Here is a 22081-nt window from a genome sequence, read left to right as displayed (position 1 = left end):
CTCCTGGAAATCGACGGATGGCGATACGGTGTGCCGATGCGACTGCTTGCCAGGAGCCTCACGCTCCTCGTCGTTCTCGCCGGGTCGGCGGTCATCGCCGCGACCCCGGCCCACGCCGCGACCGGCACCCAACCGGTCCACGACTACGCCACCGCGATCCGGGAACAGGTTTGGGTGCAGGCCCCGGTCGACAGCGACTCGGACGGGCAACCGGACCGGGTCGCCGTGCGGATCATCCGGCCCGCCACCAGTGCCAAGGTGCCGGTGATCTTCCAGCCGAGCCCGTACTACGCGGGCCTCAACGACGTGCCCAACCACGACGACATCGACCGCGACGGCAGCCTGTCCCAGCGGTCGATCGACGCGAACCGGGCGGAGACCATCACCTTCGCCGGCTATCTGGACAACTACTTCGTTCCGCGCGGCTACGCCGTGGTGTTCGCCGACAGCCTCGGCAGCGGCGGCTCGACCGGCTGCCCCACCTCGGGCGGGCGCAACGAGACGCTCGGCATGAAGGCCGTGATCGACTGGCTGAACGGCCGGGCACCGGGCTTCGACGCGGCCGGCGCCCCGGTGACGGCGGGCTGGACCACCGGCCGGACCGGGATGATCGGCGTCTCCTACAACGGCACCCTGCCGAACGCGGTCGCCGCCACCGGCGTACGCGGCCTGGAGACGATCGTGCCGATCGCCGCGATCTCCAGCTGGTACGACTACTACCGCAGCAACGGTGGGGTGGTGGCGCCCGGCGGATTCCAGGGCGAGGACACCGACGTGCTGGCCAAGGCCGTCCTGACCAGGGAGAATCCCGAGGTCTGCGCCGATGTGATGGCGCATATCGAAGAGGCGCAGGACCGGGAGACCGGGGACTACAGCGCCTACTGGGCCGAGCGGGACTATCTGCGTGACGTGCACAAGGTGCGGGCCAGCGTGCTGCTGGTGCACGGGCTGCACGACTTCAACGTCCGGACCGGGCAGGCCGGCCAGTGGTGGGACGCGCTGTCGAAGCGGAACGTGCCCCGCAAGATCTGGCTGCACCAGGCCGCGCACACCGACCCGTTCAACATCCGGCGCACCGAGTGGCTGACCACCCTGCACCGGTGGTTCGACCAGTGGCTCTACAAGATCGACACCGGGATCATGCGGGAGCCGGTCGCCGACGTCGAGACCGCGCCGAACCACTGGGTGACCTCGCGGACCTGGCCGCTGCGGCCCACCTCGTTCCATTTCGGGACGGGTGAACCGCAGACCTTCACCGACAACACGGCACGGACCGCCGAGGACCTGGCGGCCGCGCCGGACAGCGCCGACCCGAACCGGATCGCCTACCTGACCGAGCCCCTCGCGAAGGAGACCCGGCTCACCGGCACCCCGGAGGTCACGGTCCGGGCCTCGCTGGACGGCGACAGCCCCTACCTGACCGCGCTGCTGGTCGACTACGGGGAGGCGGAGCGGTTCGTCCGCACCCGGACGCTCGCCGAGCTGGAGTGCATCGGGCCGGGCATCGAGGGCGATCCCGGGTGCTTCGCCAAACGGGAGTACGTGACGGCGACGACCCCTTACGAGATCGTCACCCGTGGCTGGATCGATGTGCGGAACCGGATCTCGCCGGCACACACCACACCGATCAGGGCCGGGAAGACCTACACCTTCCGCTGGGACCTCCAGACCACCGACCACGTGTTCGCGGCCGGGCACCGGATCGGCCTCGTGCTGATCTCCACCGACCGTGACCACACCCTGCGGTACCCGTCCGGAACCGTGGTCGGCGTCTCCGGCGCCGGCCTGCGGATCAGCTGATCGGGACGGCCGGGCCGCTCACCAGGACCGCCTCGTTCCCGGGAACCAGGCGCACGGTGACGCGGCTCGGCCGGCCCATGTCGTCGCCCTGCCGCAGCAGCAGCTCGGCCCCGGCCGGAACCAGCTCCAGCTCCCGCAGATAGCCACCGAGGGCAGCGGCCGCCGCGCCGGTGGCCGGGTCCTCGTACACCCCGCCGACCGGGAACGGGTCACGCACGTCGAACGTCTCCGCGGATTCGCGGAACACCAGCTGCACCGTCGTCCAGCCGCGCGCGGTCATCAGCGCGGTCAGCGCCGGCACGTCGTAGTCCAGCTCGGCGAGGCGCTTCCGGCTGGTCACGGCCAGAATCGGGTGGTACGCCCCGGCGTACGCCACGCGCGGCGGCAGCGCCGGATCGAGGTCGCCGGCGTCCCAGCGCAACGCCGTGAGCAGCGCCGCCAGATCGGCCGCGCCCAGGTCGCCGACCCGCGGCCGGACGCTGCTCAGGGTCGCCACCCCGGCCTCGTCGACGGACACCGGCACGTCGCCCGCGTTGGTCGTGAAGACGTGCTCGCCGGGGCCGAGCGCCACCGCGGTCGCCACCGTGGCGTGCCCGCAGAACGGCACCTCGACGAGCGGGCTGAAATACCGCACCCGGTAGCGGTCGCCGTCGGCCGCGGTCAGGAACGCCGTCTCCGAATAACCCACCTCGGCAGCGATCTGGAGCATCCGGGCGTCACTGAGCGTGCTCGCGTCCAGGACCACCCCGGCCGGGTTGCCTCCGGCCGGATCGAGGGTGAAGGCCGCGTACCGAAGAATCTGCGTCATGCGACCGAGCGTGCCGCGCGGCAGCCGAGGGTGACCAGAGCCAATCCCGCGCGCCTGGATGTGTCGGCGCGCACAGTCGATGTCGTCATATCGCCGGAGTAGCGTTCGTGCGGTGACCTCACCCGCCGAACCCGCCGACCTGCCCCGCACCGTGGGCGAGCTGCGTGCCACCGGCCACCAGTTCCGTCCGGTGAAAGAAGAGCTCCGCGACAACCTGCTGGCCCGGCTGCGTTCCGGCGAGCCACGCTTCCCCGGCATCGTCGGCTATGACGACACCGTCCTGCCCGAGGTCGAGCGCGCGCTGCTCGCCGGGCACGACATGGTCCTGCTCGGCGAGCGCGGCCAGGGCAAGACCCGCCTCATCCGGGCCCTCGTGGGCCTGCTCGACGAGTGGACGCCCTACATCGCCGGCTCCGAGCTGCACGAGCATCCGTACCATCCGGTCACCCCCGCTTCCCGCCGGCTGGCCGCCGAGACCGGCGACCTCCTGCCGGTCGCCTGGCTGCACCGCTCCGAGCGGTATGGCGAGAAGCTCGCCACCCCGGACACCAGCGTCGGCGACCTGATCGGCGACGTCGACCCGATCAAGGTGGCCGAGGGCCGCGCCCTGGGCGACCCGGAGACCATCCACTTCGGCCTCGTGCCGCGCACCAACCGGGGCATCTTCGCCGTCAACGAGCTGCCCGACCTGGCCGAGCGGATCCAGGTGTCGCTGCTCAACGTGCTGGAGGAGCGCGACATCCAAGTCCGCGGCTACCAGCTCCGGCTGCCGCTCGACCTGCTGCTGGTGGCGTCGGCCAACCCGGAGGACTACACCAACCGAGGCCGCATCATCACCCCGCTCAAGGACCGGTTCGGCGCGGAGATCCGCACCCACTACCCGGTCGACCTGGAGCTGGAGACCGCCCTGATCCGGCAGGAGGCGGCGCTCGTCGCGTCCCTGCCCGACCACCTCGTCGACGTGCTGGCCCGCTACACCCGGGCGGTCCGCGAGTCGCCGTCGGTGGACGCGCGATCCGGCGTGTCGGCCCGGTTCGCGATCGCCGCCGCCGAGACCGTGGCGGCGTCCGCACTGCGCCGGGCCGGGCTGCGCGGCGAACGCGAGGCGGTCGCCCGGATCTGCGACGCCGTCTCGGTCACCGCCACGCTGCGCGGCAAGGTCGAGTTCGAGAGCGGCGAGGAGGGCCGGGAGACCGAGATCCTCGGCCACCTGCTGCGGGTCGCCACCGCCGAGACGTTCCGGGCCCGGCTCGCCGGTCTCGACCTGTCCGGTTTCACCGACGTGGTCGCCGAGGGCGCCATCATCCAGACCGGTGACCTGGTCAGCGCCGACGAGCTGCTCGGGCAGATCGGGACGGTGCCGGGGCTGGCCAAGGTGCTGGACCGGCTCGGGCTGGGCGACGCGCCCAGCCCCGGGCAGGCGGCGTCCGGCATCGAGTTCGTCCTGGAGGGGCTGCACCTGACCCGCCGTCTCGCCAAGGAGCTGACCGACGACGGCCGCACCATCTACGGGAGCTGAGGTCCGTGCCCGGCAATGTCTTCCGCTACGGGGCCTGGCGGGACGGGCCCGATCCACTCGCGCCGCCGTACGACGTACGGGCCGCGGTCGACGCCATGGGGGAGCGGGTCCTGCGCGGCGACAGCCTGCGGGACGCGCTGCGTGACCTGATCCGGCGCGGGCCCCGCGACGGCCGTGGGCTCGACTCGCTGATGGACCGGGCCCGCCGGCTGCGGCGGGAGGCGCTGCGCCGCGGCAACCTCGACGGCGCCGTCACCCGGGCCCGGCAGATGCTGGACCAGGCCCTCGCCGCCGAACGGGACGCGCTCGCCGCCCGTCAGGACGACGACGCCCGCTTCAACGAGGCGATGCTGGACAGCCTGCCGGCATCGGTGTCACAGGCCGTCTCCGAGCTGTCCGGCTACGACTGGACGTCCGACGACGCCCGGCAGATCTACCAGCAGATCCTCGCCGGACTGCGGCAGGAGGTCGTCGCCCAGCGCTTCGCCGGCATGAAGCAGGCCCTCCAGGAGGGCGACCTGTCGGACGTCTCGGCCATGCTCGACGACCTCAACGACCTGCTCGGTCGGCACGCCCGCGGCGAGGACACCACCGACGCGTTCCGCGACTTCATGGAGCGGCACGGCCGGTTCTTCCCGGACAACCCACGCGATGTCGACGAGCTGATCGACTCGCTGGCCCGGCAGGCCGCCGCCGCGGAACGCCTGATGCGCTCCCTCAGCCCGCAACAGCGCGAGGAGCTGGAGCAGCTGATGCGGCAGGCTCTCGGCGACGGACCGCTGCGCGGGCAGCTCGCCCAGCTCACCGACAACCTGCGCACGCTGCGGCCGAACCTGAACTGGGGCCGCGGCGAGCGGATGCGCGGCCCCGGCGACCTCGGATACGGCGACGCGGCCTCGGCGCTCGGCGAGATCGCCGACCTGGACGAGCTGATCGAGCAGCTCGGCCAGGACCATCCCGGCGCCACGCTGGACGACGTCGACGTCGAGGCGGTCGAACGCCAGCTCGGCCGCGGCGCCGCCGACGACCTGCGGCGGCTGCGCGAGCTGGAGCGCGAGCTGCGCCGCCAGGGCTGGGTCCAGCGCGACGCGGACGGCCTCACCCTCTCCCCGAAGGCGCTGCGCCGCCTCGGCCAGACCGCCCTCTCGGCGATCTTCTCCGACATCGCCGGCCGGCGCGGCGAGCACGACATGCGCGACGCCGGCGCCGCCGGTGACCTGATCGGCTCCTCGCGCCGCTGGGAGTTCGGCGACGATCAACCCCTCGACGTGGTGCGGACCATCGGCAACGCGGTCCGCCGCCGGGCCGCCTCGGCCTCCGCGGCGACCCTTCCGGTCCGCCTGGAGCCCGAAGATTTCGAGATCGCCGAGACCGAGCGCCGGGCCTCCGCGGCGGTCGCCCTCTGCGTCGACCTTTCCTATTCGATGTACGCCGACGGCCGCTGGGGCCCGATGAAGCAGACCGCCCTGGCCCTGTCCCATCTGGTCGCCACCCGGTTCCCGCAGGACGCGCTCCAGATCGTCGGCTTCGGGCGGTATGCGCAGACGCTCTCCCAGGGGGAGCTGGCCGCCATCGAGCCCACCATCGAGAAGGGCACCAACCTCCAGCACGCCCTCAAGATCGCCGGCCGGCATTTGCGCCGCCACCCCGGCGCCGAGCCGGTCGTCCTGGTGGTCACCGACGGCGAGCCCACCGCCCACCTGGAGGAGGACGGCGAGGCGGTGTTCTGGTGGCCGCCGCTGGCGGAGACCGTCCAGGCCACCGTCCGCGAGGTCGACCAGCTGACCCGGTACGGCGCCACCCTGAACGTCTTCATGCTCGGCGAGGACGACGGCCTGCGCCGTTTCGTCGGCGCGATCGCCCAGCGCAACGGCGGCCGCGTCTTCAGCCCGGACGCCGCCGACCTGGGCCGCTACGTGATCGACGACTACGTCCGCGCCCGGCGGGGCCGCCACTCCCACTGACCCTCCCGGGTCTTTTCGCCTTCCCGGCTCCTTTCGCCCTCCCGCGCCCTTCCGCCCTCTCGTCTTCCCACCCTCCCGGGCCCTCTCGCCTTCCCGCGCCGCTTCGCGGCTCGCCGGACTCCTTCCTTCCGAGATCTTGGACGTTTCGCCACCTGCGGCGGTGGGTGCTCGTCCAAGATCTGTCACGGAAGGGTGGCGGTGGAGCGCGCTCCCGCGCGCCCGCGCGCCGGACCCCTCCCTCCGCGATCTTGGGCGGTTCGCCACCTGCGGCGGTGGGTGGTCGTCCTAGATCGCGGAGGGGTGGTGGGTGGTCGTTCTGGGTCGCGGGGGGAATGAGCTAGCCTCCTAGGATGTGTTGGTGGGTGTGGCCAGCGTGACTGCGTGCCGGGTTGGGGAACGCGGCTGGTTATAGTTGCTCGGCGAGCGGCCCGTTCGTGCGTTCGGGGCTTGCGCACGAGCCAGGGCGGGGGCCTCGGCCGAGGGGGAGAGGAAGTCGCGATGTCGCAGCGGCCTGCGCCGTCCATCGAGACCTCCAATCGCATCTGGACGCTGCCCAATGTGATCAGCTTCATCCGGCTGCTCGGGGTGCCGCTCTTCCTCTATCTGCTGCTCGTGGCCGAGCAGGACGTGGCGGCGGTGGTCGTGCTCGCGATCGGCGGATCCACCGACTGGGTGGACGGATACGTCGCCCGCCGGATGAACTCGGTGAGCCGCCTCGGTGAGCTGCTGGACCCGTTCGCGGACCGGCTGTACATCCTGGCCACGCTGATCGGGTTCACCGTGCGTGAGGTGGTGCCGCTGTGGTTCACCGCCGCGCTCCTGGCGCGTGAGGCCGTGCTCGGGGTGGCGCTGGTCATCCTGCGGCGGCACGGGTTCGGGCCGCCGCCGGTGCACTACGTCGGCAAGACCGGGACGTTCCTGCTGCTCGCGGCGTTTCCGATCATTCTGCTGGGCACGGCGGCGCCGGGGCTGGCCTGGTGGGCGATCCCGGTCGGCTGGGGGCTGGCCTGGTGGGCGCTGGGGCTCTACTGGTGCGCGGCCGTGCTCTATCTGATCCAGGCCGTGCGCCTGCTGCGGGCCGATGCCGGGGAGGCGTCGTGAGGTGCGGCGCCGGGGGCGTGTCGTGAGCCTGCCGCCCTCGTATCTCCCGGCCGGTGGGCCGGACCCGGACGGGGCGTCGGCGGGGAAGCGGACCTACGGACCGGACTTTCTCACGGCGCTGTTCCAGAACCCGCTCGATCCGGGGTACCAGGACGCCGCCGCACGGCGGGCCACCGAGGGCCGGCGGCGCGGCTGGCGGCGGTCGCTGGCCGGCGGGTCCTCGGCGCTGACTCTCGTGGTGATCGGGTTCCTGCTGGTGGTGGCCTATCGGCAGACGGTCGCCGAAGAGCCGGCCCGGACCGTGGCGCGGGAGTCGCTGATCACCCAGGTGCAGAAGCGCCGGGAGGAGACCGATCGCCTGCGGGAGCAGGCCGACCGGCTCGGTGACGAGGTTGCCGCGCTGCGGGACCGGGCTCTGGGCGGGGCGGCGCTGGCCGAGTTGCGTGATCTGGAGGCGGTCACCGGCATGTCGCGGGTCCGCGGCTCGGGTGCGAAGATCACGCTGGTGGACGGGCCGACGTCGGTGGACGCGGTGACCGGGGAACGGCGTACCGAGGGCCAGGTCAAGGACACCGATCTGCAGCTGGCGGCGAACGCGCTGTGGGAGGCGGGCGCCGAGGCCATCATGATCAACGGGCAGCGGCTGACCGCGACGTCACGGATCCGGCAGGCCGGTGAGGCGATCCTGGTCGACATCCGGCCGGTGGCGTCACCGTACGAGGTGGTGGCGATCGGGCCGGAGGATCTCGCCGACGACTTCCGGGCGGGCTATGCCGGGCAGTTCTTCGAGACGCTGTCCGGGCGGTACGGGATCTCGTTCAAGGCCGCCGAGGCGAAGGACGTGACCCTGGAGGCGGCTACCGAGTTCCAGCTCCGTTCGGCCGCGCCCAGCATCGTGCCCGCGCCGTCAGGCTCCGCTTCGTCGTCCGGGCCGGGGTCGCCGGTGCCGGGTTCGTCCACGGAAGGCGGCCGATGATCGCCGTACTCGCTCTGCTCGCCGGTGTTCTCCTGGGCATCCTGTACGAACCGTCGGTGCCGCTGGAGCTGGTGCCGTACCTGCCGATCGCGGTGGTGGCGGCGCTGGACGCGGTGTTCGGCGGGGTGCGGGCCAAGCTGGACGGGATTTTCGACGACAAGCAGTTCGTGGTCTCGTTCATCTCCAACGTGCTGGTGTCCGCGCTGATCGTGTACGTCGGTGACCAGCTCGGTGTGGGTGGTCAGTTGTCGACGGGTGTCGTGGTCGTGCTCGGCGTGCGGATCTTCGGTAATGTCGCGGCGATCCGACGTCACCTGTTCCGGGCATAGGAATTCGATGATCGAGCCTGATGAGACCGGGTCGCGGGCGCAGACCGCGGCCGCTTCCGCCGTGCCCGTCGCGGAGGGGGATCCGGCCACCACGCCGGCCCCGGCGGACGACAACGCGCCGACGGTGCCGGGCGGCAGGCCCACGACGGCGCCGACCGGGCCGGGCGACGAGCTGACGACGGCGCCGGGCGGCAGGCCCACGACGGCGCCGACCGGGCCGGGCGACGAGTTCACGGCGACGGAGTCAACCGGGCCGGGCGACGAGTTCAAGGCGACGGCGCCGACCGGGCCGGGCGACGAGCCCACGGCCGAGGGCGCCGAGCCGATCGGTGATGAGGAGCCGACGGTCTCTCTGGCTCGGCGGAGCGCTCCCGACGTACCCCCGCATGGTTTTGAGGGGACCGAAGCGGCGGAGGCCGCCCCGCTGGGCGAGGGTGACGCGCAGGCCGCGGGGGTGCCCCGGTCGGGTGACCGGGAGGACGGTGAGGCGGAGATATCCGCCACGTCACCCGATCGGACGGAGCCCGGAGAAAGTGATCTTGGTCGCCTGGGGCGGCGCTGGCCGGCGCCGGCCGGGGCGCTGATCTGGGTGTTGTTGGCGCTGTTCGGGTTCACGCTGGTGGTGCAGTTGCGCAGCAACGACGCCGACGACGGGCTGGCCGGGATGCGGCAGGAGGACCTGGTCCGGATCCTGAGTGACCTGGAGGCGCAGGACAGTCGCCTGCTGACCGAGATCCAGGAGCTGGAGACCAGTAAGCAGCAGCTCAGCTCGGGTGTGGCGGGCCGTGAGGCGGCGCAGGTCGAGGCGGAGAAGCGCAGTCAGCAGCTGGGGCTGCTCGCCGGGACGGTGGCGGGCAGCGGTCCGGGGCTGGACATCACGCTGAGCAACGTGCGGGCGTCCGACGTGCTGAACGCGGTGCAGGAGCTGCGTGGCGCGGGCGGTGAGGTGATGCAGCTCAATGGGGCGAACGGCACCTCGGTGCGGGTGGTGGCGTCGAGCTTCTTCGTGGATGCGTCGGGTGGCGGGATCATCGCTGACGGTGAACAGTTGACGGGTCCGTTCCGTCTGCTGGTGATCGGTCCGCCGAGCACGATGAGCACTGCGCTGCAGATCCCGGGCGGGGTGGTGGCGTCGGTGCAGAACGACGGCGGTAGCGTGACCATGGACTCGCGTTCGCTGGTCGAGGTGACCGCGGTGCGTAAGGCGGCAGCTTTGCGATACGCGCGTCCTGTTTCGTGATTTACGGAGGAAGCGTTGATTCCTGAGGATCTGCGGTATACCGCGGAGCACGAGTGGGTCGCCGGTGACGGCAGCGGGCCCGTGCGGGTGGGCATCACCCACTTCGCGCAGGACGCCCTGGGCGACATCGTCTTTGTGCAGCTGCCCGACGAGGGCACGGTGGTGCAGGCGGGTGACTCGCTCGGCGAGATCGAGTCGACCAAGAGCGTCTCGGAGATCTACGCGCCGATATCGGGCACGGTCGTGGCGCGGAACGCGACGCTGGCCGATGAGCCGGAGATCATCAACGGCGAGCCGTACGCGGCCGGCTGGCTGGTGGAGATCACGCCGGACGATCCGGCGTCGGTCGCGGCGCTGCTGGACGCGGCGGCGTACAGGGCCCTCACCGAGAGCTGAGGTCTCCGCGCGTCCGGTTGCTCAGCGATATTGGCGCTGACTAGGCTCGCGAAGCACACGAAGAACTGTTATTCCTTTGAAACCGATAGTCGTGCGTCGGGCCGAAATGGCTCGGCGGGGGCCGCAACGCCGCGTGTCCCGCCGGGAGGCGACGACCAACTGATCCGTGAGGTGGTCCGATGACGCGCCCAGACGACGAGTTCCCCCCGCTCGACGTCACGTCCACGCTGAACCTTGGCGCCCTTGACGAGGTGCTGGAGGGACCTGAGACCGACGTGGTGCCGAGCCGCATGTCCGGCTCGCTCCCGCCGGGGATGGCTCTGCTGGTGGTCCGCCGTGGCCCCAACGCAGGCGCCCGCTTCCTCCTCGACCACGACGTGACGACCAGCGGCCGGCACCCGGACAGTGACATCTTCCTCGACGACGTGACGGTGTCGCGCCGCCACGCCGAGTTCCACCGGGACGGCGGCACGTTCACCGTCCGCGACGTCGGCTCGCTCAACGGTACGTATGTGAACCGGGAAAGGGTTGAAGCCGCGACGCTCAGCAATGGCGACGAGGTCCAGATCGGCAAGTTCCGTCTGGTGTTCATCGCCGGTCCGCGGCCGGAGGGCGAGGGCCGGGCGTGACGTCGTCGGGGGCGGCCGCGCGTGATCCGGGGGCTTCGCGCCCTCAGGACGGGCGGGAGGGTGCGCTGATGAGCATCGGGGAGGTGCTGGCCCACCTGCGTACCGAGTTCCCCGACACCACGATCTCGAAGTTGCGGTTCCTGGAGGCGGAGGGTCTGGTCGACCCGCAACGCACCGCCTCCGGGTACCGCAAGTATTCGTGGAACGATGTGGCCCGGCTGCGTTTCGTGCTGACCGCTCAGCGGGATCAGTACCTCCCCTTGCGGGTGATCCGCGAGCAGCTGGACCGGATGGAGAAGGAGCCGGTGGTTCCGCAGCGGCCCACGCTGGTGGCGGTGGGGGCGCAGCGGGCCACGGATCCGGCGGACACCCGCATCCCGAAGGCGGACCTGCTGGAACGCACCGGGGTCGACGAGGTGCTGCTGGCCGAGCTGGAGCAGATCGGGCTGGTGTCGGCCCGTCCCCCGGGCTGGTACGACGCCGACCAGGTGATCATCGTGGAGGCCGTCGTGGGTCTCACCCGGTACGGCCTGGAGGTGCGCCACCTGCGGGCCTTCCGTAACGCCGCGGACCGTGAGGTGGGCCTGTTCACACAGTTGCTGGCGCCGCTGGCCCGGCAGCAGGACCCGGCCGCCCGGGCGCGTGCCGTGGAGACCGCGCGTGAGCTGCAGGCTCTTTCGCAGCGCTTGCACGCGGCCCTGGTCCGCTCGGGCCTACGGGGTGAGTTGGGGCGCTGAACCCGATGCCGCGCGGATCGGACACCCGCGGTGTGCGTGTACCGTGCAGGTTAGGGGCGGCTGCGGTGCAGCCGAGACGATGACGACACGGAGGCGGCGGTGCGCGAGCTGAGCGTGGTCGGGGTCCGGGTGGAGCTGCCCAGCAACCAGCCGATCGTGTTGCTGCGGGAGGTCGACGGCGACCGTTACCTGCCGATCTGGATCGGGGCGGTGGAGGCCACCGCGATCGCCTACGAACAGCAGGGTGTGAAGCCGGCCCGCCCGCTGACGCATGATCTGCTGCGCGACATCCTGGCGGCGGTGAAGGCTCCGCTGAAGGCGGTCGAGATCACCGAGCTGAAGGACAACGTCTTCTACGCCGACCTGCTGATCGGCGACGATCTTCGGGTGTCGGCGCGGCCCAGCGACTCGATCGCGCTGGCGCTGCGGGTCGGCGCGCCGATCCGTTGTGCGGAGCAGGTGCTCACCGAGGCCGGTATCGTGATCCCGGACGAGCAGGAGGACGAGGTGGAGAAGTTCCGCGAGTTCCTCGACCAGGTCCGTCCCGAAGATTTCGCGGGCTGAACAAAGGCTGAGTATCGACACTCGCCGTAGTCCGTCCGCGGCGTGTCGAGCGGTTACCTCCATGTTTCGGCGTTGATTGAGATATACGCTCGTGAAGTCCAGGTGAACCGGCATACCGCCTAGATTTTGATCATGGGCAGCGGGGAGGCATCGGGTGCACGAGCAACCTCTTGAGGGCCCACTAGTCGGCGAGGACGGAGAGGTCGGCTACCGCGGGGTCACCGCCTGTCAGGCCGTCGGGATCAGCTATCGCCAGCTCGACTACTGGGCCAGGACCACGCTGGTCGTGCCGAGTGTGCGGGACGCCTCGGGCTCCGGCACCCAGCGCCTCTACTCGTTCCGTGACCTGGTGGTGCTGAAGGTCGTCAAGCGCCTGCTGGACGCCGGCGTCTCGTTGCAGAACATCCGCCGGGCGATCGAGGCGCTGCGCTCGCGCGGGGTGGCCGACCTCGCCGAGATCACGCTGATCTCGGACGGGACGACGGTTTACGAGTGCCGTTCCCCGGAGGAGGTCGTCGACCTGTTGCAGGGCGGCCAGGGCGTGTTCGGGATAGCGATCGGCGGCGCGTTCAAGGAGATCCAGGGTTCGCTGTCGCACCTGCCGGGCGAGCCGGCCGCGCAGCCGCAGCCGATCACGGCGTCGTTCCAGCCGTCCGAGGGTGACGAGCTGGCGGCGCGCCGGGCGCGCCGCCGAGCCGGATAGAGCGCCAGTTTCAGCCCTCCTGGTCGAGGAAGGCCATCGCGACCGCCGGGAACAGCGGGGACATGAACAGGCTGTAGTGGGTGGTGCCGGGCAGGATGGCCAGGGCGTGCCCACCCTTGGGGCGGCCCTCGCCCATCCAGCCGCCGTCGCGCAGGCCGCCGTCGAGCAGGTTGAAGATCTCGACGAAGTGGGCGGCCGGCACGATGTCGGCGTCCGAGCCGACGATCAGGGTCGGCACGGACAGCCCGCGGACCTCGTCGGTGAGGTCGAAGTCCACGGCCATCGCGGCGCCGATCTTGTCGAGCAGGCGGGGGAAGTCCTCCGGGCGCGGGGCGAGCCGCTGGTAGGACTCGTACATCGGGGTTTCCTTCATGAACTCGGCGGCCGCGCCGGTGACCTGGCCCTGCTGGGCGAGGATGTCCGCGTGGGTGGCGTTGCGGCGGATTCCGGCCGAGGCGGACACCAGCTTGCCGACCTTCTGCGGGTGGGCGAGGGCCAGGTGCAGGCCGACGCCGCCGCCGAGGGAGTAGCCGACCACGTCCGGCTTCTCCAGGCCCAGGTGGTCGATGAGGGCGGCGATGTCGTCGGCCATGGTGCGGATGTCGAGCGGCCGGTCCACGTCGGCGGTCCGCCCGTGCCCTTGCAGGTCCGGCAGGATGACCCGCCGGTTCGCGGTGAACGCGGGCAGGATCGGCGCGAACATCTCGCCCGATCCGAGCCCGCCGTGCAGCAGGACCAGCGGGCGCCCCTCGCCCTGGATCTCGTAGTAGAGGTTGATCCCGTTGACGTCCGCGTAGCTCATGACGGCTCCTCATGTCTTTCCGTGAATTGCTGACATCGGGTAGACCGGGCCGGTCCCGGAAACTCATCGCTGCCGGGCGAAGATATCCGCGATAGGTTCGGGCCGTGAGCGAACTCGTCACCGATGTCCCGATCGAGAAGCAGCTGGAGCGATTCCGGCCCGAGCTCGTCGGCTACTGCTACCGGATGCTGGGTTCGGCCTTCGAGGCCGAGGACGCCGTGCAGGAGACGATGATCCGGGCCTGGCGTGCCCGGGACACCTTCGAGGGTCGGTCGTCGTTGCGGTCCTGGGTGTACCGGATCGCCACCAACGTGTGCCTCACCATGGTCGACAGCGCCCAGCGGCGGGTCCGGCCGATGGATCTCGGGCCGGCCGGCTCCGGGCATGCCACTCATCCGGGTGACATCCATCCGGAGAAGATCTGGGTGGGCCCGGTCCCCGACGAGCGGATCCTGCCGGAGGGCTCCGACCCGGCCCGGCTGATCGCCGACCGCGAGTCGATCCGGCTGGCGTTCGTCGCCGCGTTACAGCACCTGCCGCCCCGGCAGCGGGCCGTGCTCCTGCTGCGGGAGGTGTTGGCCTGGTCGGCGCAGGAGGTCGCCGACCTGCTGGAGATGACGGTCGCGAGTGTCAACAGCGCGCTCCAGCGGGCCCGGGCCACGATCTCCGCCGCCACGCCTTCGGCGGGCGACACCTTCCAGCCCCTCGACGAGGTCCAGCGGGCGCTTCTCGCGCGCTATGTGAAGGCCTTCGAGGCGTACGACCTGAGCGCTCTCACCTCGTTGTTGCACGAGGACGCCACCCTGTCGATGCCGCCGCTGGCGCTGTGGCTGCGCGGCCACGAGGACATCACCGCGTGGATGAGCGGCACCGGCTGCGGCTGCCGCGGGTCGCGCCTGGTTCCGGTGGTGGCCAGCGGCCTGCCCGCGTTCGGCCAGTACCGGCCGAGCGAGAGCGGCTCCGGCCACGACCCGTGGGCGCTGATCGTCCTGGAGATCTCAGACGGGCGGATCAGCGGGGTCAACAACTTCCTCGACACGGCCCGGCTGTTCCCGCTGTTCGGGCTCCCCGCCCACCTGGACGAGCAGGTCGTCGAGGCCCAGCAGGGCGACCAGCGACCGTAACGGCGGCCCGGCGCCGTCCACCCGCAGCCGCCGGCCGTGCCGCCGCGCGGTCAGCCGCAGCCGGGCCAGCGCCTCGACCAGCACCACGTCCGGCTCACCCGGCCCGGTGACCTCGCAGATCACGAGGTCACCGGGCCGGCCCCGTAACGAGTCGGCCAGCTTCGCGCAGAGCGGGGGAATCTCCGTACGCGCCAGCCTTGTTCGCACCGGGAACCGGATCACGGAGTCCGCCATGCCGGTTAGGACCGGCCGTGGCTCCGGAACTCATCGGTCAGCGCATCGCGAGTCGGTCAGTGCATGGCGAGGGGGCGGCGCGGCAGGACCGCGGTCGGTGCGGCCGGCACGTCCACGCTGATCGTGCCCTCCACGGCGATGGCGTGCCACAGGCAGAACATGGCCACCGTCCACACCTTGCGCGACCGGTCGGCGCCGCCCGCCCGGTGCTCGGCCAGCAGGCCACGGGCGTATTCCAGGTCCAGGTACTCGGACGCGCCGGAGGTGGCCAGCAGGTGGTCCACCCAGTCGCCGATCGGGCCGCGCAGCCACAGCCGGGTCGGGGTGGGGAAGCCCAGCTTGCGGGCCTCCCGGACGGACTCGGGCACGATGCCCTTCATCGCCTCGCGCAGCGCGTGCTTGGTGGTCGCGGTGCCGTGCGGCAGTTTCAGCTCGGTGGGCAGGCCGGCCGCGGCCGCGTACACCTGCTGGTCCAGGAACGGCACCCGCAGCTCCAGGCTGTGCGCCATCGACATCCGGTCGGCCTTGGCCAGGATGTCACCGGGCAGCCAGGTGTGCAGGTCGACGTACTGCATCGAGGCCACGTCGTCGACGTCGGCGGTCTCCGCGTACAGCTGGGCGGTGATCGCCGTGTGCGGCTGCGCGGTGAACCGCATCAGCTGCGCCTTCTCCTCCGGGGTGAAGATCCGCGCGTTGCCGTAGTAGCGCTGCTCGATCGGGGTGGTGCCGCGCTCCAGGAAGGAACGGCCCCGCACCCCCTCGGGCAGCACGTCGGCCAGGTGCCGCAGGCCCCGCTTCACCCCGGGCGGCAGCTTGCCCACCCCGGCCAGCGACAGCGGCTCCCGGTAGATGGTGTAGCCGCCGAACAGCTCGTCGGAGCCCTCCCCGGACAGCACCACGGTCACGAACCGGGACGCGGTCCGGGCCAGGAAGTAGAGCGGGATCAGCGACGGGTCGGCCACCGGGTCGTCGAGCAGCTGCACGATCCGCGGCAGATGGGCCAGCACGTCCTCGTCGGTCACCACCGTCGGGGTGAGCCGGATGCCGAGCTGGTCGGCGGTGTCCTGGGCGATCTCGATCTCCGAGTAGCCCTGGGCCGCGAACCCGGCGGTGAACGCGTGCAGGTCGGGCTTCTCCCGGGACGCCAGCGCCGCGATCGCCGACGAGTCGACGCCACTGGACAGGAACGTGCCGACCGGCACGTCGGCGTGCAGATGCTTGCGGACGCTAGCCGTCAGCGCGTCCTGGATCGCCTGGTACGCGGCCTCCGGCTGCACCCGCAGCGGCCGCAGCGACGGCTTGAACCAGCGGTGCATGCGGATCCCGCCGCCCGGCGTCCAGACGATCCGGTGACCCGGCGGCAGCCGGCGGATGTGCCGGTGCAGGCTCAGCGGGTCCGGCACGTACTGGAAGGTCAGGTAGTGGGCCAGCGACTCGGTGTCCAGGGCCGCGCCGGCCGGGGGCGCGAACGGGTCCAGGGCCTTGCGCTCGCTGGCCAGGTGCAGGCCGTCGGCGGTCTCCAGCAGGTACATCGGCTTGATGCCGAACGCGTCGCGGGCCGCGTGCAGGGTGCCGGTGTGGTGGTCGTACGCCACGAACGCGAACATCCCCCGTAGGCGGGGCAGCGCCGCCTCACCCCAGTAGTGGAAGGCTGCCGCCAGCACCTCGCTGTCGCCCTCGGTGGCGAACACCGCGTCGTGTGCCCGGATCAGCTCGGCCCGCAGCTCCCGGTAGTTGTAGATCTCCCCGTTGAACACCACGGTCCACCGGCCGGCGTAGCTCAGCGGCTGCACCGAGTGCTCCCGGTCGATGATCGCGAGCCGGTTGAAGCCGAACACGTACCCCTCACCGTGCACGACCTGCGTGTCGTCCGGGCCGCGGTGGTGCATCGTCGCGAGCGCGGCGGAGAACGCCGTCAGAAACGTGTCGTCCAGCGGCCCGGCGCCCGGCCGGCTGCTGACGAAAGCGCTCAGGCCACACATCGAGGAACCTCCTTGTAGAAGCGAGGAGCCGACGGTAGGCCGCCACCTGTGAAGAACCTGTGCGGAAGCTGCCAGGAACCCGCACGGCACGAATCCGGGATCCGATCTTCATCGGTTTCTCGCATTTCTTGGCCGCCTGGACCCGCTGCATCACAATGCGAACCGTGACAGCGCGCATCCTGGTGGCCGACGACGACCCGAAACACGCCCAGCTGATCCGCCTCTACCTGGAGCGGGAGGGTCATCAGGTGCTGACCGTCGGTGACGGTCGGGCGGCGCTGGAACATGCCCGGGCCCGCCGTCCGGACCTGCTGGTGCTGGACTGGATGATGCCCGAGGTGGACGGCCTCGACGTGTGCCGGATCCTGCGCGCCGACCCGGACCCGGCCCTCGCCGACGTGGCGATCCTGCTGGTCACCGCCCGGTCCGGGGAGAACGACATGCTGCTCGGCCTGGACATCGGCGCCGACGACTACCTGAGCAAGCCGGTCAGCCCGCGCGAGCTGACCGCCCGCATCCGGGCGCTGCTGCGCCGCACCCGCGGCGCCGAGGCCACCGAGGTGCTGCGCGTCGGCGAGCTCGAGGTGGACACCCCCCGCTTCGAGGTCCGCGTCGCCGGCGCCCCGGTCCGGTTGACCGCCAAGGAGTTCGGCATCCTCGAACTGCTGGCCCGCGAACCCGGCCGGGTCTTCACCCGCGGCCAGATCCTGGACAAGACGTTCGGATTCGAGAACGAGGTATCCGAGCGCACCGTCGACGCGCACGTGGTCAACCTGCGCCGCAAGATCGAGGTCAACCCCGCCGAGCCCCGGTACGTGCAGACCGTCTACGGCCGCGGCTATCGGATGGCCGAGCAGTGAGTTTCCGCCTGCGGATCTTCCTGCTGGTGCTGGTGGTGGCCGGCACCGCGATCGGGGCGACCGCCTGGCTCACCCTGAGCCTCACCTCCCGCGCCGTGACGAACGCCGAGGAGGCCCGCGACCGGCACCAGGCCGAGATCGTCGACGAGATCCGCCGGTACGGCGTCGTGCACGGCCAGTGGACCGGCATCGACCAGGTCGTCGGGCGCCTCGCCGCCGGCACCGGCCTGCACATCCGGGTGGAGACCCGCGACGGCGAAGTCCTCGTCGACTCCGACACCATCGAAGGCAGGACGTCCGGGCCGGTGCAGCGCCTCCCCGCCAACGTCGAGCCGGTGCCGATCCTGACCGGCGACATCGTGCAGGCCGCCGACCGGCTCGGCTCGGTGACGCTCAGCAAGCGGGAGCTGGCCGCGCTCGGGCCGCAGGCCTACCGGAGAACTCCGCTGCCGCCGCTGCCGGCCGACCTGCTCGGCCCGGAACCCGCCGGCAGCGCCCCCGAGGTCCGGGCGCTGTTCCAACTGGCGAAATACCGGGCCGCGCTGGAGACCGCCGCATGCCTGGCCCGCGGCGCCGGCACGATCGGCGTCCTCGACAGTGCCCAGCCGCCCTACCTCGGTGAGCAGCGGCTCGCCACCGCCGGGACGTGCGCGGCCACCGGGAACGCCCGGATCCGCGACGACCGGGAGTGGCTCAGCGACACGTGGTCGCTGCTGTCCGGTTGCCGGCTGGGCGGGGGCGCCTACGAGCAGTGCCTCGTCGAGAACTTCGCCGGCGCGGCCGCGAGCTCGTCCGCCGTACCGGTGCGGGTCTTCTTCGGCGTGCGGCAGGGCACCGAGCTGGACGGATTGCAGCGGCCCGGGGTGTTCGGGGCCGTCGCCCTGCTGCTGGCCGCCGCCGCCGGCACCGCCTGGATAGCCCGCCGGGTCAGCCGGCCGGTGCGGCTGCTCACCGGCGCCTCCCTGCAACTGGCCGCCGGCCGCCTCGACGTGCGGGTGCCCGCCCGCGGCCAGGACGAACTGGCCCGGCTCTCCGGTGCGTTCAACGCCATGGCCGAGGCGCTCCAGCGCAGCGAGGAACGCCAGCGGCGGCTGGTCGCCGACGTCGCGCACGAGCTGCGTACGCCGCTGTCGAACCTGCGCGGCTACCTGGAGGGCCTCGCCGACGGGGTGGTCGAGCCGTCCCCGGAGCTGTTCGCCTCCCTGCACGAGGAGACGCTGCTCCAGCGGCGCATCCTCGACGACCTCCAGATGCTGGCACTCGCCGAGGCGGGCGCCCTCGGCTACGACCCGGTCCCGGTGGACCTGCCCGAACTGGTCGAGGCCGCCGTCACCGCGCACCGGGCGGTGGCGCAGAACGCCGGCGTCGAACTGGTCGCCGACGTCCCCGGCTCGCTCGAGGTGTTCGTCGACCCGGACCGCACCCGCCAGGTGCTCAGCAACCTGCTCACCAACGCCATCCGCTACACCGACGCCGGCGGCCGGGTCGAGATGCGGGTCACCCGCGACGGGCCCGAGGCGGTCCTGACCGTCCGCGACACCGGCGTCGGCATGAGCGCCGACGAGGTGTCCCGCGTCTTCGACCGGTTCTGGCGCGCCGACCCGGCCCGACAGCGCGCCACCGGCGGCTCCGGGCTGGGCCTGACCATCGTCCGCCGGATCGTCGCCGACCAGGGCGGCGAGGTCACCGCGAGCAGCGAGCCCGGGCTGGGGACCACCTTCACCGTACGGCTGCCGGCGGTCACCGGGATCAGTGTGGACCCACCGCCGTCACCGTGATCGCCGCGGTCCCGGCCTCGTCCGAGGCGGCCAGGTCGACGGTGGCGTCGATGCCCCAGTCGTGGTCGCCCTCCGGGTCCTCGAACACCTGCCGGACCGTCCACACCGCCGCGCCCTGCTCGATGTGCAGGAACGCCGGACCGCGCGCGGCCGGGCCGGTGCCCAGCTCGTCGTACTCCTCGAAGTACTGCTGGATCGCCTGCTGCCAGCGTTCCGACGTCCAGCCGGTCTCCGCGTCCATCTCGCCGAGCAGATCCCAGCGGCGCAGCGCGGCCAGCTCCACCCGCCGGAACATGGCGTTGCGCACCAGCACCCGGAAGGCACGGGCGTTGCGGGTGACCGCCGGCGGCTTGTCGTCGATCCGCACCTCCTCGGGCTCGGCGCCCGGGTTCTGCAGTCGCGCCCACTCGTCCAGCAGACTCGAGTCGACCTGCCGGACCAGCTCGCCCAGCCACTCGATCAGGTCGGTCAGCTCCTCGGTACGGGCGTCCTCCGGCACCGTCTGCCGCAGCGCCCGGTACGCGTCCGCCAGGTACCGCAGCACCAGGCCCTCCGACCGGGACAGGCCGTAGAACGAGATGTACTCGGTGAACGTCATGGCCCGCTCGTACATGTCCCGGACCACCGACTTGGGCCGCAGCTCGTAGTCGGCCACCCACGGATGCCCGCGCCGGTACGTCTCGTACGCCGCCTCCAGGAGCTCCCGCAGCGGCATCGGCCAGGACACCTCCTCGAGCAGCTCCATCCGCTGCTCGTACTCGATGCCCTCGGCCTTCATGGCGTTGACCGCCTCGCCGCGCGCCTTCTGCCGCTGCGCCGACACCACCTGCCGCGGGTCCTCCAGCGTCGACTCGATCACCGACACCACGTCCAGCGGGTACTCCGGCGCCTCCCGGTCCAGCAGCTCCAGAGAGGCCAGCGCGAACGGCGACAGCGCCTGGTTCAGCGCGAAGTCCAGCTGGAGATCCTCGACGAGCCGATACGACCCCTCATCGGTACGCTCGATGACGCCCCCGGCGATCAGGGCCCGCGCGATCGCGATCGTCCGCCGGATCAACTTCCGCTGCGACGGCCGCTCCTCGTGGTTCTCCGTCAGAAGATGCTTCAGAGCGGGGTACGGGTCACCGCCGCGGTTCATCACGTTCAGCAGCATCGCGTGGCTCACCTGGAACGACGACGTCAGCGGCTCCGGCTCGGCCTCCACCAGCCGGTCGAAGGTGGGCCGGCCCCAGCCGATCTGCCCCTCCGGCGGCTTCTTGCGCACCACCTTGCGCCGCTTCTTCGGGTCGTCACCGGCCTTCGCCAGCGCCCGCTCGTTGTCGATCACGTGCTCCGGCGCCTGCACGATCACCGTGCCGAGGGTGTCGAACCCGGCCCGCCCGGCCCGGCCCGCGATCTGGTGGAACTCGCGCGCCTTCAGCAGACGGGTCTTCACGCCGTCGTACTTCGACAGGCCGGTGAACAGCACCGTACGGATCGGGACGTTGATGCCGACGCCCAGCGTGTCGGTGCCGCAGATGACCTTCAGCAGGCCGGCCTGGGCCAGCGTCTCCACCAGGCGGCGGTATTTCGGCAGCATCCCGGCGTGGTGCACGCCGATACCGTGCCGGACCAGCCGCGACAGCGTACGCCCGAAACCGGCCGTGAACCGGAAGTTGCCGATCGCCGCGGCGATCGCGTCCTTCTCCGCCCGCGTGCACATGTTGATGCTCATCAGCGACTGCGCCCGCTCCAGCGCCGCCGCCTGGGTGAAATGCACGATGTAGACCGGCGCCTGCTTGGTCGACAGCAGCTCCTCGATCGTCTCGTGCAGCGGCGTCATCGCGTACTCGAAGATCAGCGGAACCGGCCGCTCCGCGTTCGCCACCACCGCGGTCTCCCGCCCGGTACGCCGGGTCAGGTCCGCCACGAACCGTGCGGTGTCGCCGAGCGTCGCCGACATCAGGACGAACTGCGCCTGCGGCAGCTCCAGCAGCGGCACCTGCCAGGCCCAGCCCCGGTCCGGCTCGGCGTAGAAGTGGAACTCGTCCATCACCACCTGGCCGACGTCGGCGTCCGCGCCCTCCCGCAACGCCAGGTTCGCCAGGATCTCCGCGGTGCAGGCGATGATCGGGGCGTCCGCGTTCACACTCGCGTCACCGGTCAGCATGCCCACGTTCTGCGCGCCGAACGTCGCGCACAGGGCGAAGAACTTCTCACTCACCAACGCCTTGATCGGCGCCGTGTAGAAGGTCGTCCGGTCGCTCGCCAGAGCCGCGAAATGCGCGCCGGTCGCCACCAGGCTCTTCCCCGAGCCGGTCGGCGTGTTCAGGATGACGTTCGCGCCGGTCGCGATCTCGATCAGCGCCTCCTCCTGGTGCGGGTACAGGGTCAGGCCCTGCTCCGTCACCCACGATTGAAAGGCGTCGAAGACGGCGTCAGGTTCGGAGGATCCCGGGATGCGATCGGTCAGCGTCATGATCGGTCAAGTGTGTCAGCTCCCCGGAGAACGCGGCGTACAGGGGACCGGCCACCACTCCGTGTTTCCGGTTGCGA

Annotated in this window: 19 protein-coding genes and 1 pseudogene; 15 read left to right on the top strand and 5 right to left on the bottom strand. The window is 71.4% G+C overall.

Annotated features, from left to right (window positions below):
- Nucleotides 1–36 precede the first annotated feature (36 nt).
- On the top strand, nucleotides 37–1800 hold the full coding sequence (locus IEZ13_RS07745) for a Xaa-Pro dipeptidyl-peptidase (RefSeq protein WP_183219042.1): 1764 nt from the start codon (nucleotides 37–39) through the stop codon (nucleotides 1798–1800).
- Here the strand turns inward: IEZ13_RS07745 and IEZ13_RS07740 are convergent.
- The gene (locus IEZ13_RS07740) at nucleotides 1793–2608 is read right to left on the bottom strand and encodes a PhzF family phenazine biosynthesis protein (protein ID WP_183219041.1); all 816 of its coding nucleotides are present in this window, start codon (nucleotides 2606–2608) and stop codon (nucleotides 1793–1795) included. The genes IEZ13_RS07745 and IEZ13_RS07740 overlap by 8 nt on opposite strands.
- A 112-nt stretch (nucleotides 2609–2720) precedes the next feature.
- Between IEZ13_RS07740 and IEZ13_RS07735 the strand changes: the two genes are divergently transcribed.
- From IEZ13_RS07735 to IEZ13_RS07685, 11 genes are all read left to right on the top strand, one after another.
- Nucleotides 2721–4127 (top strand): sigma 54-interacting transcriptional regulator, encoded by a 1407-nt coding sequence (locus IEZ13_RS07735; protein ID WP_229794538.1) that lies wholly within the window; start codon nucleotides 2721–2723, stop codon nucleotides 4125–4127.
- Nucleotides 4128–4132: 5 nt separating this feature from the next.
- Nucleotides 4133–6091, top strand: coding sequence for a vWA domain-containing protein (locus tag IEZ13_RS07730; protein ID WP_183219039.1), 1959 nt, complete (start codon nucleotides 4133–4135; stop codon nucleotides 6089–6091).
- 498 nt (nucleotides 6092–6589) lie between these two features.
- Nucleotides 6590–7192 carry a cardiolipin synthase ClsA gene (gene clsA / locus IEZ13_RS07725; RefSeq protein WP_183219038.1) on the top strand — a complete coding sequence of 201 codons (603 nt, stop codon included), beginning with the start codon at nucleotides 6590–6592 and terminating at the stop codon, nucleotides 7190–7192.
- Between the two features lie 22 nt (nucleotides 7193–7214).
- Complete coding sequence (locus IEZ13_RS07720) at nucleotides 7215–8168, top strand: DUF881 domain-containing protein (RefSeq protein WP_306421500.1); 954 nt, start codon at nucleotides 7215–7217, stop codon at nucleotides 8166–8168.
- Nucleotides 8165–8497, top strand: a complete 333-nt coding sequence (locus tag IEZ13_RS07715) for a small basic family protein (protein WP_183219036.1) — start codon at nucleotides 8165–8167, stop codon at nucleotides 8495–8497. The genes IEZ13_RS07720 and IEZ13_RS07715 overlap by 4 nt, the downstream gene beginning before the upstream one ends.
- A gap of 7 nt (nucleotides 8498–8504) precedes the next feature.
- The gene (locus tag IEZ13_RS46335) at nucleotides 8505–9737 is read left to right on the top strand and encodes a DUF881 domain-containing protein (protein WP_229794537.1); all 1233 of its coding nucleotides are present in this window, start codon (nucleotides 8505–8507) and stop codon (nucleotides 9735–9737) included.
- Between the two features lie 15 nt (nucleotides 9738–9752).
- Nucleotides 9753–10133 carry a glycine cleavage system protein GcvH gene (gene gcvH / locus IEZ13_RS07705; RefSeq protein ID WP_183219035.1) on the top strand — a complete coding sequence of 127 codons (381 nt, stop codon included), beginning with the start codon at nucleotides 9753–9755 and terminating at the stop codon, nucleotides 10131–10133.
- Between the two features lie 179 nt (nucleotides 10134–10312).
- Nucleotides 10313–10762, top strand: a complete 450-nt coding sequence (gene odhI, locus IEZ13_RS07700) for an oxoglutarate dehydrogenase inhibitor Odhl (protein WP_183219034.1) — start codon at nucleotides 10313–10315, stop codon at nucleotides 10760–10762.
- A 68-nt stretch (nucleotides 10763–10830) separates the two neighbouring features.
- The gene (ftsR, locus tag IEZ13_RS07695) at nucleotides 10831–11499 is read left to right on the top strand and encodes a transcriptional regulator FtsR (RefSeq protein WP_221245328.1); all 669 of its coding nucleotides are present in this window, start codon (nucleotides 10831–10833) and stop codon (nucleotides 11497–11499) included.
- Nucleotides 11500–11598: 99 nt separating this feature from the next.
- Nucleotides 11599–12063, top strand: a complete 465-nt coding sequence (locus IEZ13_RS07690) for a bifunctional nuclease family protein (RefSeq protein ID WP_183219032.1) — start codon at nucleotides 11599–11601, stop codon at nucleotides 12061–12063.
- 154 nt (nucleotides 12064–12217) lie between these two features.
- Nucleotides 12218–12766, top strand: a complete 549-nt coding sequence (locus tag IEZ13_RS07685; RefSeq protein WP_183219031.1) for a MerR family transcriptional regulator — start codon at nucleotides 12218–12220, stop codon at nucleotides 12764–12766.
- A gap of 10 nt (nucleotides 12767–12776) precedes the next feature.
- Here IEZ13_RS07685 and IEZ13_RS07680 read toward each other — a convergent pair whose 3' ends face one another.
- Entirely contained in the window at nucleotides 12777–13568 is a 792-nt protein-coding gene (locus IEZ13_RS07680; protein ID WP_183219030.1) for an alpha/beta fold hydrolase, read from the bottom strand.
- A 104-nt stretch (nucleotides 13569–13672) separates the two neighbouring features.
- On the opposite strand from IEZ13_RS07680, the gene IEZ13_RS07675 reads away from it, so the two are divergent.
- Complete coding sequence (locus tag IEZ13_RS07675) at nucleotides 13673–14692, top strand: sigma-70 family RNA polymerase sigma factor (RefSeq protein WP_183219029.1); 1020 nt, start codon at nucleotides 13673–13675, stop codon at nucleotides 14690–14692.
- Between the two features lie 27 nt (nucleotides 14693–14719).
- On the opposite strand, the pseudogene IEZ13_RS07670 reads toward IEZ13_RS07675, so the two are convergent.
- A pseudogene (locus IEZ13_RS07670) lies at nucleotides 14720–14926 on the bottom strand (hypothetical protein); the annotation flags it as partial.
- Between the two features lie 56 nt (nucleotides 14927–14982).
- Nucleotides 14983–16908, bottom strand: a complete 1926-nt coding sequence (gene asnB / locus IEZ13_RS07665; RefSeq protein WP_183219028.1) for an asparagine synthase (glutamine-hydrolyzing) — start codon at nucleotides 16906–16908, stop codon at nucleotides 14983–14985.
- Nucleotides 16909–17063: 155 nt separating this feature from the next.
- Between asnB and IEZ13_RS07660 the strand changes: the two genes are divergently transcribed.
- Together IEZ13_RS07660 and IEZ13_RS07655 are read left to right on the top strand one after the other, a co-directional pair.
- The gene (locus tag IEZ13_RS07660; protein ID WP_183219027.1) at nucleotides 17064–17768 is read left to right on the top strand and encodes a response regulator transcription factor; all 705 of its coding nucleotides are present in this window, start codon (nucleotides 17064–17066) and stop codon (nucleotides 17766–17768) included.
- Nucleotides 17765–19546 (top strand): sensor histidine kinase, encoded by a 1782-nt coding sequence (locus tag IEZ13_RS07655; RefSeq protein ID WP_183219026.1) that lies wholly within the window; start codon nucleotides 17765–17767, stop codon nucleotides 19544–19546. The genes IEZ13_RS07660 and IEZ13_RS07655 overlap by 4 nt, the downstream gene beginning before the upstream one ends.
- Here IEZ13_RS07655 and IEZ13_RS07650 read toward each other — a convergent pair.
- A complete protein-coding gene (locus tag IEZ13_RS07650) occupies nucleotides 19518–22004 on the bottom strand; it encodes a DEAD/DEAH box helicase (RefSeq protein WP_183219025.1) in 2487 nt (828 codons plus the stop codon). The genes IEZ13_RS07655 and IEZ13_RS07650 overlap by 29 nt on opposite strands.
- Nucleotides 22005–22081 lie beyond the last annotated feature (77 nt).

Origin of the sequence: Actinoplanes campanulatus (genome assembly GCF_014647795.1) — a bacterium.
Classification (GTDB): Bacteria; Actinomycetota; Actinomycetes; order Mycobacteriales; family Micromonosporaceae; genus Actinoplanes; species Actinoplanes campanulatus.
The sequence above is the reverse complement of the archived record's forward strand: the minus strand, read 5'-3'. Positions and strand labels throughout refer to the sequence as shown.